Origin of the sequence: Kosakonia sp. R1.Fl (assembly GCF_023516815.1) — a bacterium.
Lineage (GTDB): Bacteria > Pseudomonadota > Gammaproteobacteria > Enterobacterales > Enterobacteriaceae > Kosakonia.
The window spans coordinates 3,792,173-3,805,941 of record NZ_JAMGSQ010000001.1; the positions used below are offsets into that span (position 1 = coordinate 3,792,173).

Annotated in this window: 12 protein-coding genes; 7 read left to right on the forward strand and 5 right to left on the reverse strand. The window is 55.4% G+C overall.

The window, feature by feature from the left end:
- Positions 1-47: 47 nt before the first annotated feature.
- Positions 48-1,010, reverse strand: coding sequence for a DUF3829 domain-containing protein (locus tag M8Q36_RS17975; protein WP_249881784.1), 963 nt, complete (start codon positions 1,008-1,010; stop codon positions 48-50).
- Between the two features lie 175 nt (positions 1,011-1,185).
- Positions 1,186-1,860 carry a DUF2076 domain-containing protein gene (locus M8Q36_RS17980; protein ID WP_249881785.1) on the reverse strand — a complete coding sequence of 225 codons (675 nt, stop codon included), beginning with the start codon at positions 1,858-1,860 and terminating at the stop codon, positions 1,186-1,188.
- Positions 1,861-2,073: 213 nt separating this feature from the next.
- Between M8Q36_RS17980 and M8Q36_RS17985 the strand changes: the two genes are divergently transcribed.
- The 3 genes from M8Q36_RS17985 to arsC are packed head-to-tail and all read left to right on the forward strand — an operon-like array spanning position 2,074 to position 4,166.
- The gene (locus tag M8Q36_RS17985; RefSeq protein WP_249881786.1) at positions 2,074-2,397 is read left to right on the forward strand and encodes a metalloregulator ArsR/SmtB family transcription factor; all 324 of its coding nucleotides are present in this window, start codon (positions 2,074-2,076) and stop codon (positions 2,395-2,397) included.
- Between the two features lie 39 nt (positions 2,398-2,436).
- On the forward strand, positions 2,437-3,729 hold the full coding sequence (locus M8Q36_RS17990) for an arsenic transporter (RefSeq protein WP_249881787.1): 1,293 nt from the start codon (positions 2,437-2,439) through the stop codon (positions 3,727-3,729).
- An 8-nt stretch (positions 3,730-3,737) separates the two neighbouring features.
- Positions 3,738-4,166 (forward strand): glutaredoxin-dependent arsenate reductase, encoded by a 429-nt coding sequence (arsC, locus tag M8Q36_RS17995; protein WP_249881788.1) that lies wholly within the window; start codon positions 3,738-3,740, stop codon positions 4,164-4,166.
- Positions 4,167-4,220: 54 nt separating this feature from the next.
- On the opposite strand, the gene M8Q36_RS18000 is transcribed toward arsC, so the two are convergent.
- Positions 4,221-6,518, reverse strand: coding sequence for an FdhF/YdeP family oxidoreductase (locus M8Q36_RS18000; protein WP_249881789.1), 2,298 nt, complete (start codon positions 6,516-6,518; stop codon positions 4,221-4,223).
- A gap of 140 nt (positions 6,519-6,658) precedes the next feature.
- Entirely contained in the window at positions 6,659-7,582 is a 924-nt protein-coding gene (locus M8Q36_RS18005; protein ID WP_016495954.1) for a LysR substrate-binding domain-containing protein, read from the reverse strand.
- Positions 7,583-7,884: 302 nt separating this feature from the next.
- On the opposite strand from M8Q36_RS18005, the gene hglS reads away from it, so the two are divergent.
- Together hglS and M8Q36_RS18015 are read left to right on the forward strand one after the other, a co-directional pair.
- Positions 7,885-9,228 carry a 2-oxoadipate dioxygenase/decarboxylase HglS gene (gene hglS, locus M8Q36_RS18010; RefSeq protein WP_249881790.1) on the forward strand — a complete coding sequence of 448 codons (1,344 nt, stop codon included), beginning with the start codon at positions 7,885-7,887 and terminating at the stop codon, positions 9,226-9,228.
- A gap of 42 nt (positions 9,229-9,270) precedes the next feature.
- A complete protein-coding gene (locus tag M8Q36_RS18015; RefSeq protein ID WP_249881791.1) occupies positions 9,271-10,779 on the forward strand; it encodes a carboxylesterase/lipase family protein in 1,509 nt (502 codons plus the stop codon).
- On the opposite strand, the gene M8Q36_RS18020 is transcribed toward M8Q36_RS18015, so the two are convergent.
- A complete protein-coding gene (locus M8Q36_RS18020) occupies positions 10,751-11,617 on the reverse strand; it encodes a LysR family transcriptional regulator (protein ID WP_249881792.1) in 867 nt (288 codons plus the stop codon). The two genes, M8Q36_RS18015 and M8Q36_RS18020, sit on opposite strands and share 29 nt — an antisense overlap.
- A gap of 111 nt (positions 11,618-11,728) precedes the next feature.
- On the opposite strand from M8Q36_RS18020, the gene M8Q36_RS18025 reads away from it, so the two are divergent.
- Together M8Q36_RS18025 and M8Q36_RS18030 are read left to right on the forward strand one after the other, a co-directional pair.
- Complete coding sequence (locus tag M8Q36_RS18025; RefSeq protein ID WP_249881793.1) at positions 11,729-12,898, forward strand: pyridoxal phosphate-dependent aminotransferase; 1,170 nt, start codon at positions 11,729-11,731, stop codon at positions 12,896-12,898.
- A gap of 12 nt (positions 12,899-12,910) precedes the next feature.
- Positions 12,911-13,690, forward strand: coding sequence for an ABC transporter substrate-binding protein (locus tag M8Q36_RS18030; protein ID WP_097406822.1), 780 nt, complete (start codon positions 12,911-12,913; stop codon positions 13,688-13,690).
- Positions 13,691-13,769: the final 79 nt, after the last annotated feature.

Genomic DNA, 13,769 nt, shown 5'->3' on the forward strand with positions numbered 1-13,769 from the left:
CAGAAACAAAAAAGAGGCCGAAAGGCCTCTTTTTTATGCGCAAAATCTTAACACTGGTTGGTGTTTAAGGCGCTGACCATATTGTTGTAGTTTTGCAGCAGGGACTGGGCGTCCTGTGTCTGCTGCGATTGCATCAGCTGAAACTGCGTTGACTGTTTGGCATCTTTTTCGTACTCGCCATTCTCGGTGCGCTCAATAATGTCACGGCCGGTGGAGAGATAGTCATTGGCTTTAGACAGAAGACTCGAACAGCCCGTTTTGTTGCTTTCGCGTACTTTGGCATCGTAAGCGGTAGCCATGCTGTTGAACTGATCGAGCGCCTCTTTGAATGCCGCCTTCTTATCGCCCAGTCCTTTGCCATCCAGCACGCCACCGGCGGCATCCAGGCTCTCTTTCAGGTAGTAGACCATCCCCATTTGCGCGTGCTCAAGCGTGCCTTTTTGCGTACGTTCGAATTCCGCTTTAATGCGCGCACGATCTTTTGCCTCGATACCTTCAAAGAAATTCGCCTGCGCAACGACCAGCATCTGCATGCTGCTCAACAACGCGGGCTGGATCTCGCGACCGTGAGCGCCATTATCGCTTTTGTATGTTTTTGCGCTGATGTAGTTGTACATATCGCGGCTTACCGGTTCAGCTTTTGCCAGCGCTTCGCTGTAAAGACGCCCCGGTTCATCCAGTTCCGGCATATCCGGCTTCATGCTGTGCGCTTTATCCAGATGTTCTTTAATACGCCCCATAGAGAGCGGTTCAGTAAAAAACAGATCATCCATTTTCTTTTTGCCATCGAAAGCGGGCTGTGTGTACTTCTGGTATTCCGCAAGTTGTTTACCGAAGTTGGCCGAGGTCATGTTGGCTGCGGCAATATATTCGTTGTACTTCAGCACTTCGGCCTGTTCGGCTGACGGCTGCGCTTCTTGCGTTTTGGTGGCTTTGTCGTCACAGGCTGACAGTGCCAGCAGGCAGGCGGCAACCGCCAGCGTACGTGCGACAGGTTTGGCGATGAACATCCCATTCTCCTTGTCCGAAAAAAGAAAAAACCGACTCATTTTTGCTGAGCGCCGCACAGGTTAGCATCAATGCCCGACAGGCAAGGGGCATGCCACCTGAATTGGTAGGTTTTAAAAAGGGGGAGAGATTGCCCGGCAGACAGCGCCACCGGGCCAGGTTCAGGCGTGGGCAGCGTTAAATAAAGCTGTCGTCATCGTTGCTGTAATCGGTGTCATCAAAATCATCGTTCTGGTAAGAGTCACTGCCGAAAGAATCGTTCTGATCGAGAAAACGGGTGTCGGAGGCATTACTAAAGTTGTCGTTCTGCGCGTTTTCAAACGACGAATTACCCGCCGCCGTCACCGGTTCTTCAATAATATTCACAATCTCTTCCGGGCGGGACTGATGGAACATGCTGGTCAGCATTTCGGCCAGCACCACACCACCTGCAACGCCCGCCGCGGTTTGTAAAGCCCCGGCCATAAAACCGCTCCCGCGTGGCGCAGGTGCCGCCGAACGGGAATAGTCTCGCTGCGGCTGCTGAGGTGCATTCCAGTTATTTTCCGGCTGTGGACTCAGGCTTCTCCCGCCGCCAAACAGGCCGCCGAGGAAACTGCCACCGCCGGTTTGCGGTTTGCTTTTTTGCGCCGCCAGCTCGCTTTCCAGTTGCTGGACTTTGCTCTGGAGCTGTTTTAGCGCCGCTTCCTGAATCAGGATCGATTGCGCCATATAGTACGGCGCGGCAGGTTGCTGACGCACAAATTCCGCTATCTGACGCTCAGCCTCGGCGTCGCGCTGGCCGTTCTGTTGCTCGGTCTGTTTCAGGCGCTGGAAAAGGCCGTTGATAAGCTGCTGTTCTTCATATTGCATGGCAATAACCTTCCGATCGCTGTGATAGATACTGTTGAGTTTATCAGTGCCATGAATACGTGTCCGATGAGTGAAATGTTTGTTTAACATTGGTTGCAGCTGGGCAAAAAAATGATGTGAAAGGCCAGATGTTCCGGTGATTCTCGTTGTCTCTTCAAAAAGCAATACATATGAATTACCATATCTGTTCTTTGGCGTCATTAAGGTAAAGGCATGCTGCAACCCGTTCAGCTTTTTAAAATTCTCGCCGATGAAACGCGATTAACCATCCTGCTGTTGCTCAGAGAGTCCGGCGAACTTTGCGTATGTGATATTTGCGCTGCGGCGGGGGAGTCGCAACCTAAAATTTCCAGGCACATTGCGATGTTACGTGAATATGGCCTGGTCGTTGATCGACGGGCAGGGAAATGGATCCATTATCGGCTGTCACCTCATATGCCCGCCTGGGCGGCGGCAACCATCGATACAGCATGGGATTGCTTGCGTGAAGAGACGCGAGCCAAACTGCAATCGGTGTCTTTGGGCTCGTGTAGATAACAAAACATATGCATAAATCCGTATATCATGGAGTCTGAAATGTTACTGGCTGGAAGCATATTTATTTTCACTCTCGTGCTGGTTATCTGGCAGCCCAAAGGGTTGAGTATTGGCTGGAGCGCAACGCTTGGCGCGGTGCTGGCGCTGGCCTGCGGTGTGATTCATATGAGCGATATTCCGGTGGTGTGGAATATTGTCTGGAACGCAACGGCGACGTTTATTGCCGTCATTATCATCAGCTTACTGTTAGATGAGTCCGGTTTTTTCGAATGGGCAGCGCTGCATGTTGCACGTTGGGGCAACGGGCGCGGGCGGTTGCTGTTCACCTATATTGTGTTGTTAGGAGCGGCGGTCGCAGCCCTGTTTGCCAACGATGGTGCCGCGCTGATCCTGACACCGATTGTCATTGCCATGTTGCTGGCGCTTGGTTTCAGCCCGCGAGCCACACTGGCGTTCGTGATGGCCGCAGGCTTTATTGCCGATACCGCCAGTCTGCCGCTGATTGTCTCGAATCTGGTTAATATCGTATCGGCAGACTTTTTCCACCTGGGATTCACCGCCTACGCTTCCATCATGGTGCCGGTGGACATCGCGGCAATCGCGGCGACACTTACCATGCTCCACCTCTTTTTTCGCCGCGACATTCCGCAAAATTATGCCGCAGATAAACTGGCAGCACCGACAAGCGCAATTAAAGACCCTGCGACATTTCGCACCGGCTGGGTAGTGCTGATCCTGCTACTGACAGGCTTTTTTGTGCTGGAACCGCTCGGTATTCCGGTGAGTGCGATTGCGGCTGTTGGTGCGCTTATTCTGTTTGCCGTCGCCAAAAAAGGGGCAGCGATTGATACAAGCAAAGTGCTGCGCGGTGCACCATGGCAAATCGTTGTCTTTTCGCTGGGCATGTATTTGGTGGTCTATGGGCTGCGAAACGCGGGGCTCACCGAATACCTTTCCGGGGTTCTGAATATGCTGGCCAATAAGGGCTTATGGGCGACCACCATCGGCACAGGTTTTATTACCGCATTCCTCTCGTCGGTAATGAACAATATGCCAACAGTGCTGATTGGTGCGCTGTCGATTGATGGCAGCAACGCAACGGGCGTGCTTAAAGAGGCGATGATTTTTGCCAATGTGATTGGCTGCGATCTGGGGCCGAAAATCACGCCTATTGGCAGCCTGGCGACACTGCTCTGGTTGCATGTGCTGGCGCAGAAGAAGATCGCGGTGAGCTGGGGGTATTACTTCCGAACCGGCATCGTGATGACACTGCCGGTTCTTTTTGTCACGCTGGTGGCGCTGGCATTGCGCCTCTCTTTTCCTTTGTCGTGAGAGTACTTATGAGCAACATTACGATTTATCACAACCCGGACTGCGGCACCTCGCGCAACACGCTGGCGCTTATTCGCAACAGCGGCGTGGAGCCGACGATTATTCACTACCTTGAGACACCGCCTTCGCGTGATGAACTAACAACACTGATTGGCGCTATGGGCATTTCAGTGCGTGAGTTGTTGCGCAAAAATGTTGCGCCTTACGAACAACTGGAGCTGGCAGAAGATCGCTTTACGGACGCGCAGCTGATCGATTTTATGCTTGAGCATCCGATTTTGATTAACCGCCCGATTGTTGTTACCTCACGTGGTACGCGCCTTTGCCGCCCGTCGGAAGTGGTGCTGGAGATCCTGCCTGAAGCGCAGAAAGGCGCGTTTACGAAAGAGGATGGGGAGCAGGTTGTTGATTGCAACGGCAAGCGGATCGCGCCGTAAACCATCCGTAAACCGAGTAAACAGGAAAACGCCCGCAGAACGCGGGCGTTGCGATCAGGCAATACGCAGCGTTTCGCGTGTTTTTGCCGGCGTGATAATGACAGGGATAGATTTCGAGGTTGGCGTACCGGTGCCGTCGCCAAAACGCGTCAGCGGAACCAGTGGATTCGTTTCCGGATAATAGGCCGCCAGGTTGCCGCGCGGGATGTCATAAGCGACAAGACGGAAATGCTCAACGCGGCGCTGCACGCCATCAGTCGACTGGGTTTCAATATCCACCCGGTCGCCATCATTCAACCCGAGCGCGCGAATATCTTGCGGATGCATAAACAGCACGTCGCGCTGCCCATAAACCCCACGGTAACGGTCATCGAGCCCGTAAATGGTGGTGTTGTACTGATCATGTGAGCGTAATGTCTGCAGGACAAACGGCGCTTGCGTCTCCGGGCAGACCGACAGCGGCAGGGCGGCGGCGCTGAATTCCGCTTTGCCGGAAGGCGTATTAAAACGCAACTCTGCGGCAGCATTCCCCAGCCAGAAACCACCTGGTTCTTCGCAACGAGCATTAAAGTTCTGAAAGCCGGGAATAGTGGCGGCGATATGATCGCGGATCAGGTTGTAATCACTGGCTAGCGCCAGCCAGTCGACTTTTTCACTGCCCAGCGTGGCATGGGCGATGCCGGCGACAATCGCCGTTTCCGAACGCTGTGTCGCCGCCAGCGGTTTACCGATACCTTCAGAGGCATGCACCATGCTGAAAGAGTCTTCCACGGTGACGAACTGACGCCCGCTTGCCTGCATATCTTCTTCGGTACGGCCAAGCGTCGGCAGGATCAGCGACTGTTTACCCGGCATTAAATGGCTGCGGTTCAGTTTGGTGCTGATGTAGACCGTCAGCCCGCAACGGCGCAGCGCTTCGCAGGTGAGTGGCGTATCCGGCGCGGCAGCGGCCAGATTGCCACCGAGGGCAAGCAGCACTTTCACTTCGTCACGTAGCATTGCCGAAATGGCCTCTACCGTATGATGCCCGTGCTCGCGCGGCGGCTCGAAACTGAAATGGCGGGCAAGGCTGTCGAGCAGGGCGACCGGTGGTTTTTCGTCAATCCCCATCGTGCGGTTGCCCTGCACATTGCTGTGCCCGCGCACCGGACACAACCCCGCGCCCGGTTTGCCTAAGTGACCGCCAAGCAGTTGCAGGTTGGTGATTTCCCGTACCGTGTCCAGCGAGTGTTTATGCTGGGTAATACCCATCGCCCAGGTACAAATCACCCGTTTTGCGTTCTGCCAGATGGCGGCTGCATCGCGCAACTGTTGCTGAGTGAGACCGGACTGTTGCTCAATGGTCTGCCAGTCGGTGGCATCGATTTGCGCAAACCACGCGGCAATGCCGTGGGTGTGCTGCGCAATAAAGGCATCGTCAAAAATGCTCGCTTCACCGTTAGCCAGCCGCTGGCGCTGCGTTTCCAGCAACGCTTTCGCCATGCCGCGTACCGCCGCCATATCACCGCCGAGATTGGGCTGATAATAAGACGAGCTGATCGCACCCGCCATCGGCGTAACCACTTCCAGCGGTTTTTGCGGATCGGCAAATCGCTCAAGACCGCGTTCGCGCAGGGTGTTAAAGGTGACAATGCACGCCCCGCGATCGGCGGCGTGCCGCAGGCTGTGCAGCATACGCGGGTGGTTGGTGCCGGGGTTTTGCCCGAAGACAAAAATGGCGTCTGCTTTCTCAAAATCGGCCAGGTGAATGGTGCCTTTACCCACGCCAATGCTGCGTTTCAGCCCCGCGCCGCTCGCTTCGTGGCACATGTTGGAGCAATCCGGGAAGTTGTTGGTGCCGACCATGCGACCAAACAGCTGATAAAGCCAGGACGATTCATTGCTGGCACGACCAGAAGTATACAGTTCGAGCTGATTGGGGTTATCCATCGCCTTAATATGCTCGCCAATCATCGCCAGCGCATCGTCCCAGGAAATCGGTTCGTAGTGATCGGTTTGCGGGTTGTAACGCAGCGGTTCGGTCAGCCGGCCCTGGTATTCAAGGAAATAGTCGCTCTGGCGGTTAAGCGCTGTCACGCTGTGTTGCGCAAAAAAGGTGGCGTCAATCTGGCGGCGGGTCGCTTCCCAGGTCACGGCTTTCGCGCCGTTTTCGCAAAAACTGAAGGTGCTTTTATTGTCATCACCCCAGGCGCAGCCGGGGCAGTCGAAGCCGCGCGCTTTGTTCATGCGCAGCAAGTTGCGCATATTTTTCAGCGCGTTTTTACTGTCAATAACGAAGCGCGTTGTGGCTTCCAGCGAGCCCAGACCACCGGCAGCAGCGTGGTAGGGTTTAATAGCGGTTTTGAATTTCATCTCGTCTTCCGGCTGCGGATTGTTACAGCGTTAGTGTAAGTTGCGTAACAACAACCCTTATTCAACAACTTATTTTTATCACACAATTAACGCGTTGTTTACCTGTTGCGCGACCGGAAGAGAGAATAAGCCAGCCGGGATCAACCCGGCATCGTTTTGCGAATCGCCGCAATCAGCGCGTGAGCGGCAGGTGGCAGGGGGCTATCCACGCGGGTGATGATGCCAATCGGATCGCCAATACCGGGCGGCGTAATGGGCAGCGCGACCAGCGAGCCCAGCCGCAAATCATCTTTTACCGCACCGGAAGGGACAAACCACACGTAGTCATATTCCACCGTGAGCTGGCGTGACAGCGACGCGGAAAGCGTCTCCAGGCAACCAGACGGCAGCGCGCAGTTCTGGCTGGCGAGCAGATCCTCGGTGTTTTGCCGTGGCACGGTGCCTTCCGGCAATACCACCACTGGCCATTCCAGCACTTTGCTTAGCGTGACGGTGGTTTGCAGCAACGGATGTCGCGGGCGTACCACCAGTTTTAGCGACTCAAGAAACAGCAGTTCATAACTCAAGCCGCTCATCAAATCCGGGTCTGACATGCGACCAATGCCCAGATCCAGTTCACCGGATTTCAGCCCGGCGAGGATCATCGGGTTATTGGCGGTGGCAACCTGAATGGTGATATCCGGCTGCTGTTTATGTAGTTGACCGATGACCGCCGGTAAGATCCCCAGCGCGGCGGTGGGCAGCGCGCCGATGCGGATCAGGTCGTTTTTCAGTTCGGTTTTGTGGCTTAGTGACTGCCCGGCAATGTTCACCGCGTCCAGTACGCGAACGGCGTGGGTAAGAAATTGTTCGCCCACCAGGGTGAGTTGCGCGCCCATGCGACCGCGTTCAAACAGGCGCTTACCGGTGAGTTGCTCGAGTTCGTTGAGGGTTTTCGACAGCGCAGGCTGACTTAAGTTAAGGGTTTCAGCCGCGCGCCCCAAAGTTCCTTGTTGAGCGACGGCAACGAATGTATGCAAATGGCGCAGACGAATGCGCTGTGAAAACAGACCGTTTTTTTCCATAAGATGATGTTAAAAACCGTGCAGAACCGCTGGCAAGTTAAGTTGTTTAATTTTGATAACCAGATAGCAAAATATTATTAACATTTAATCTCTTTGAGTTACAAACGGATTCTGCCCGCAATGTGACGTAACCTGCATGTTGATAAGGGTTTTTGGCGGCGCTGTTCCATAATCTTTCGTTATGTTCGTTACCGCGCGGCGCACGCGCGTTTTCTGCCACGATCACACTTTGTAAATTTCCCATCACGCACGTAAAAAGGCTTCTCTACACTCCAGAGAGAACACACTGGAGGGATTACACTATGGCGTACAGCATCACGGCTGATGAGATTCGGGAACAATTTTCACAGGCGATGTCAGCCATGTACCAGCAGGAAGTTCCACAATACGGCACGCTGCTGGAGCTGGTCGCGGATGTGAATCTGGCGGTGCTGGAGAACAACCCGCGTCTGCATGAACACCTGGCCAACGCCGATGAATTAGCACGGCTCAATGTCGAGCGTCACGGCGCCATCCGGGTAGGGACGGCCGAGGAGCTTTCTACTTTGCGGCGCATGTTTGCCATTATGGGGATGTTTCCGGTCAGCTATTACGATCTCTCGCAGGCGGGCGTTCCGGTGCACTCCACCGCCTTTCGCCCGATCGAAGACGCGGCGCTGGCGCGTAACCCGTTTCGTATTTTTACCTCGCTGCTGCGCCTGGAGCTTATCGAGAACGACACGCTGCGTGATAAAGCCGCTGCCATTCTGGCGAAGCGCGACATATTCACCCCGGCATGCCGCCAGCTGATTGAGCTGCATGAACTGAATGGCGGTTTTACCCCACAACAAGCCAAAGCCTTTGTTGAGGAAGCGCTGGAAACCTTCCGCTGGCACCGCCATGCCACGGTGGATGCGCAAACTTATCAGGCGCTGCATGATGAGCACCGCCTGATTGCCGATGTTGTCTGTTTCCCTGGCTGCCATATCAATCACTTAACGCCACGCACGCTGGATATTGACCGTGTTCAGGCGTTGATGCCGGAGTACGGCATAGAACCGAAAATCCTCATTGAAGGGCCGCCGCGTCGCGATGTGCCAATTTTGTTACGCCAGACCAGTTTCAAAGCGCTGGATGAACCGGTGCTGTTTAACGGTGAGCATCAGGGCACACATACCGCGCGTTTTGGCGAAATCGAACAGCGCGGCGTCGCGTTAACGCAGAAAGGGCGCGCACTCTATGATCAACTGCTGACCAGCGCCGGAATCGGCAAAGATAACCTGACGCACCAGTTGCATTTGCAGGAGGTGTTTAAAGCCTTCCCGGACAGCGAAATGCTGCTGCGCAAGCAGGGGCTGGCGTGGTTCCGCTATCGCCTGACGCCAACGGGCGAAGCGCACCGCCAGGCGATTCATCCCGGCGACGATCCCCAGCCGCTGATCGAGCGCGGTTGGGTGGTGGCGCAACCCATCACTTATGAGGATTTTCTGCCGGTCAGCGCGGCGGGGATCTTCCAGTCTAACCTCGGCAACGAAACCCAGGCGCGTAGCCATGGCAACGCCAGCCAGGCGCAGTTTGAGGCCGCGCTGGGTTGCCCGGTGTTCGATGAATTCACACTCTATGCGGAAGCCGAAGCGCGCAGCAAACGGCGTTGCGGTCTGCTGTAAAACAGGTAATCTGCCAGAAATCAGTTACTTCTGGATATTGTTATGGAAAATCCATTAACGCCGCTGGCACACACCCGCCAGGGCAGTGTGCTGGGATGCAGTGAAGACGCCTTACATGTCTGGCGCGGTATTCCGTTTGCTGCGCCGCCCACTGGTGCGCTGCGCTGGCGCGCGCCACAGCCGCCGCAACCCTGGCAGGGCGTGCGCATCGCCGACACGTTTTCCGCCGCCAGCTGGCAAAACAGTGAGTATTGTCAGCAGCTCGGCGGCGGAGATCCGGGGCGTTTCTCCGAAGATTGTCTCTATCTCAATATCTGGTCACCGGCTTCGCGGACAAAACCGCTGCCGGTGATGGTCTGGCTGCACGGCGGCGGGTTCACGATCGGCTCCGGCGGCTTGCCGCCGTATGACGGAAAAGCGCTTGCGGCACGCGGTGTGGTGCTGGTGACGATCAATTATCGCCTTGGCCATCTTGGCTTTTTCGCCCATCCGGCGCTTGAGCAAGAGAGCGGTGAGCGCGTTTACAACTTCGGTTTGCTTGATCAGATAGCCGCGCTGCGTTGGGTGCAGGAGAATATTTCTGCTTTCGGTGGTGATGCGGCGAATGTGACGCTGTTTGGCGAATCGGCGGGCGCGCGCAGCGTGATGGCGCTGATGGCCTCGCCGCTGGCAGAAGGGTTGTTTCACAAAGCCATTATTCAGAGCAGTTATACCTTGCCCGATACGCCGCGCGAAGCCGCGCTGGCAAAAGGTGAAGCGATTGCCGTGCACTTTGGGCTGGAAAATGCCAGCGCCGAACAGTTGCGCGCGCTGCCGGCAGAAACGTTCTGGCCGCTGGAAGCGCCATTGAAAATTGCGCCTGCGCCCATCGCGGGTGACTGCGTGTTACCGGAACCGATGCTCGATACCTTTTTCGCCGCTCGACAACACCCGATGCCGGTCATTATCGGTTCGAACAGTGATGAAGCCAGCGTGATGGCCGAGTTTGGTGTTGATCTCGCCGGGCAAATCGAAAAGATGCGCCGCGAAAAGCGGCTCGGACTGGGGCTTATCCGCCTGCTTTATCCGGGGGTGAAAGGGGATGCGGAACTGGGTCGCCAGGTGTGCCGCGATATGGCCTTTACCACGCTTGGCCTGGTGGTGATGCAGGCTCAGCAGCGTGTCGGGCAACCCTGCTGGCGTTACTGGTTTGATTATGTTGCCGAAGCGGCACACGACACCTATATCAACGGCGCGTGGCACGGTAATGAAGTGCCGTATGTATTCGACAATCTTATGCTTTCGGAACCGTCCTGCCATTATGTCAACCCGCGCGATCTCGCTTTTGCCGCGCATATTGCCGATTACTGGGTCCGTTTTGCCCTCCAGGCCAGTCGCCGTACAGAAGCGTTACCCGGCCCGGTCAACTGGCTGGCCTGCGTACGTGGTCGCGATCGGTTGTTACGCATGGGATTGAATAAACATGCAGGATTTCGCCTGGTTAACCGCTTTATGCGTGCCCGTCTGAGCTTCTTTCGCCGGGTTATGCGCCACCATGTGAAGCTCGATTAGCCCCCAGTAACCCCTCTCTGAACGCCGCCAGACCGGCGGCTTTATTCTCCGTTTCCCGCAGCACCAGTCGGTAACTGGCACCGGTTCTGACACTCTGAGAAAACGGGCGTAGCAAGCGTCCAGCCTCGATATCTTCGGCTACCAGTGTCTCATCGGCAATAGCCATCCCCAGTCCCTGAATGGCGGCGGTAATGGCTAAATCCATGGTGTCGAAGTGTTGATTTTTACTCATGACGGGCTGAAAAGCGCTTTGCCTTGCCAGCCACAGCGACCAGTCGGTTTTATCCCGCGTGGGGTGCAATAACGTGGCGGTTTCCAGCGCATTACGTTGCGCCAGCGCGTGGCTAATCACCGGCGTTAACGCCTCCTCAAACAGCAGATCCCCGGCGCTTAATTGGGTGCCAAACACAATCGCCGCGTCATAAGGTTCTGTTTTGAAGTTAATGGTGTGATCGGTGGTGGTCGTCAATGCCACCTGTAATTCCGGATAGCGTTGTTCCAGATTCACCAATCGCGGTACCAGCCAGCGAATCGCACAGGTCGGCGCTTTCAGGCGCACCACCGTTTGTTGCGAGCGTGCCTGAAAGGCGACCGTTACCAGTTGTTCATACGCGCCGCGCAGCTCCGGCAACAGGGCGCTGCCCTGCGGCGACAGATGTAAACCGCGCGCGTGGCGCTCAAAAAGCGGAAAGCCGAACCAGTTTTCCAGCGCGGCGATTTTGCGGCTAACCGCTCCCTGCGTCAGGCACAACTCTTTCGCCGCGTGCGTCAAATTAAGATGGCGGGCGGTGACCAGAAAAGCGTCGATGGCATTGAGCGGCAAAGATCGGGGCGACATGACAACTCCAGCTATGCAATTTATTCATGGCTATTATGACAACAATTCGGTTGTCGGCTCAACAGGGTTTGGTTTGAATGGTTATGCACTTTTTATGTGAAAGGATCAGGCATGACTCTGCGTACCCCGGTGAAAACTCGCTCCAAATTACCCGATGTCGGCACCACCATTTTTACCGTTATCGGCCAGCTTTCCGCCGAACATAATGCGATAAACCTTTCTCAGGGCGCGCCCAACTTTCCTTGCGATCCGCAGCTGATTGCCGGGGTGACGCGCGCCATGCAGGCCAATCATAACCAGTACGCATCAATGACCGGTCTGCGCCCGTTAAAAGAGCGGATTGCGCACAAAATCAGCGAGCTGTACCGTACGGATTACGACGTGGACAGTGAAATTCTTATCACCGCCAGCGCCAGCGAAGGGTTGTACTCCGCTATCAGCGGGCTGGTGCATCCGGGTGATGAAGTGATTTACTTTGAACCCTCGTTCGACAGTTACGCGCCCATTGTCCGTTTGCAGGGGGCAACGCCTGTAGCCATCAAACTGACGGTGCCGGATTTCGCGGTGAACTGGAACGAAGTGCGCGCGGCAATCACACCGCGCACGCGGATGATTATCGTGAACACGCCGCACAACCCCAGCGGGCAGGTGTTTTCCCGCGCCGATCTTGAGCAACTGGCGGCGATCACCCGGCACACCGATATTGTGATCCTCTCCGATGAAGTTTACGAACATGTGGTGTTCGACGGCGAGCCGCATCACGGCATGGCAACCCATCCGCAACTGGCGGAGCGCAGCGTGATTATCTCGTCGTTTGGCAAGACCTATCATGTGACGGGCTGGCGCGTGGGATACTGCGTTGCGCCTGCGGAACTGATGGATGAGATCTGCAAAGTACATCAGTTTTTGATGTTTTCCGCCGATACCCCCATGCAGCATGCCTTTGCTGATCATATGCGTGACCCGCAGGGTTGGCTGTCGCTGGCAGCGTTTTACCAGCGTAAGCGCGACCTGCTGCAAACATTACTCGCTGAGTCGCCGTTTCGTTTACTACCCAGCGCCGGATCGTTTTTCCTGCTGGCGGATTACAGCCACTTCAGCGATGAAAGCGACAGCGAGATGGTAAAAAGGCTGATTATTGACTGCGGGGTCGCCACCATTCCGTTGTCGGCGTTTTATACCGATGGTACAGATAACAAGTTGATCCGCCTCTCTTTTGCGAAAGACGAGGCAACATTAAGAGCAGGCGCGCAGGCCCTGTGTCGTGTTAAGCCACGCTAAGGAGCGTTAATGATGAAATTTAAAGCACTCTGTCTGGGCATGGGTTTGCTCTGCTCATTCTCCTCGTTTGCCGAAAACGCGCTGCGTTACGGCGTGGAAGCGGAATATCCCCCGTTTGAAAGCCGCAACGCGTCAGGCGAACTGGAAGGTTTTGATATCGAACTGGGGAACGCTGTCTGCAAAGCGGCGCAACTGAAATGTAGCTGGGTGGAAACCTCGTTTGACGCCTTGATCCCAGGGCTGACTGCCAAGAAATTCGATGCCATCAACTCGGCGATGAACATTACCGAACAGCGGCGTAAAAGCATCGATTTCACCCAGCCGATTTATCGCATTCCATCACAACTGGTCGGCAAAAGTGGCGACGGCATGGAAGCGACCGCCGAGGGGTTGAAAGGCAAAACCATTGGTGTGTTGCAGGGATCGATTCAGGAAACCTACGCGAAAGAGCACTGGGAAAAGCACGGTGTCACGGTGGTGTCGTATAAAGATCAGAATATGGCGTGGGGAGATTTGCTGAACGGTCGCATTGACGCCTCACTGGTGATGTCGGCGGCGGGGCAGGCAGGTTTCCTCAGTAAGCCGCAGGGGAAAGGGTTTGGCTTTATTGGCAAACCGGTATCGGACGATACGATCCTCGGCAGTGGTATCGGTTTCGGGCTGCGTAAAGGTGATGAGGCCACCAAAAAGCAACTTGATGCCGCCATCGATAAAATCCGCGCTGATGGCACCATCAAAAAACTGGCGGAGAAGTACTTCCCCGGCATTGATGTTAGTGTCAGCGCACAATAACGCATGACCACTCTGGCGCCTGCCGTTGATGTCCGGCAGGCGCTTTTTTATTTCCGTTGCAAACGCCCACCGTTATACA

Excerpts from the sequence above, each read along its gene's own strand:
- M8Q36_RS17975 (WP_249881784.1), bottom strand. The coding sequence starts at position 1,010 with ATGTTCATCGCCAAACCTGTCGCACGTACGCTGGCGGTTGCCGCCTGC.
- M8Q36_RS17980 (WP_249881785.1), bottom strand. The coding sequence starts at position 1,860 with ATGCAATATGAAGAACAGCAGCTTATCAACGGCCTTTTCCAGCGCCTG.
- M8Q36_RS17985 (WP_249881786.1), top strand. The coding sequence starts at position 2,074 with ATGCTGCAACCCGTTCAGCTTTTTAAAATTCTCGCCGATGAAACGCGA.
- M8Q36_RS17990 (WP_249881787.1), top strand. The coding sequence starts at position 2,437 with ATGTTACTGGCTGGAAGCATATTTATTTTCACTCTCGTGCTGGTTATC.
- arsC (WP_249881788.1), top strand. The coding sequence starts at position 3,738 with ATGAGCAACATTACGATTTATCACAACCCGGACTGCGGCACCTCGCGC.
- M8Q36_RS18000 (WP_249881789.1), bottom strand. The coding sequence starts at position 6,518 with ATGAAATTCAAAACCGCTATTAAACCCTACCACGCTGCTGCCGGTGGT.
- M8Q36_RS18005 (WP_016495954.1), bottom strand. The coding sequence starts at position 7,582 with ATGGAAAAAAACGGTCTGTTTTCACAGCGCATTCGTCTGCGCCATTTG.
- hglS (WP_249881790.1), top strand. The coding sequence starts at position 7,885 with ATGGCGTACAGCATCACGGCTGATGAGATTCGGGAACAATTTTCACAG.
- M8Q36_RS18015 (WP_249881791.1), top strand. The coding sequence starts at position 9,271 with ATGGAAAATCCATTAACGCCGCTGGCACACACCCGCCAGGGCAGTGTG.
- M8Q36_RS18020 (WP_249881792.1), bottom strand. The coding sequence starts at position 11,617 with ATGTCGCCCCGATCTTTGCCGCTCAATGCCATCGACGCTTTTCTGGTC.
- M8Q36_RS18025 (WP_249881793.1), top strand. The coding sequence starts at position 11,729 with ATGACTCTGCGTACCCCGGTGAAAACTCGCTCCAAATTACCCGATGTC.
- M8Q36_RS18030 (WP_097406822.1), top strand. The coding sequence starts at position 12,911 with ATGAAATTTAAAGCACTCTGTCTGGGCATGGGTTTGCTCTGCTCATTC.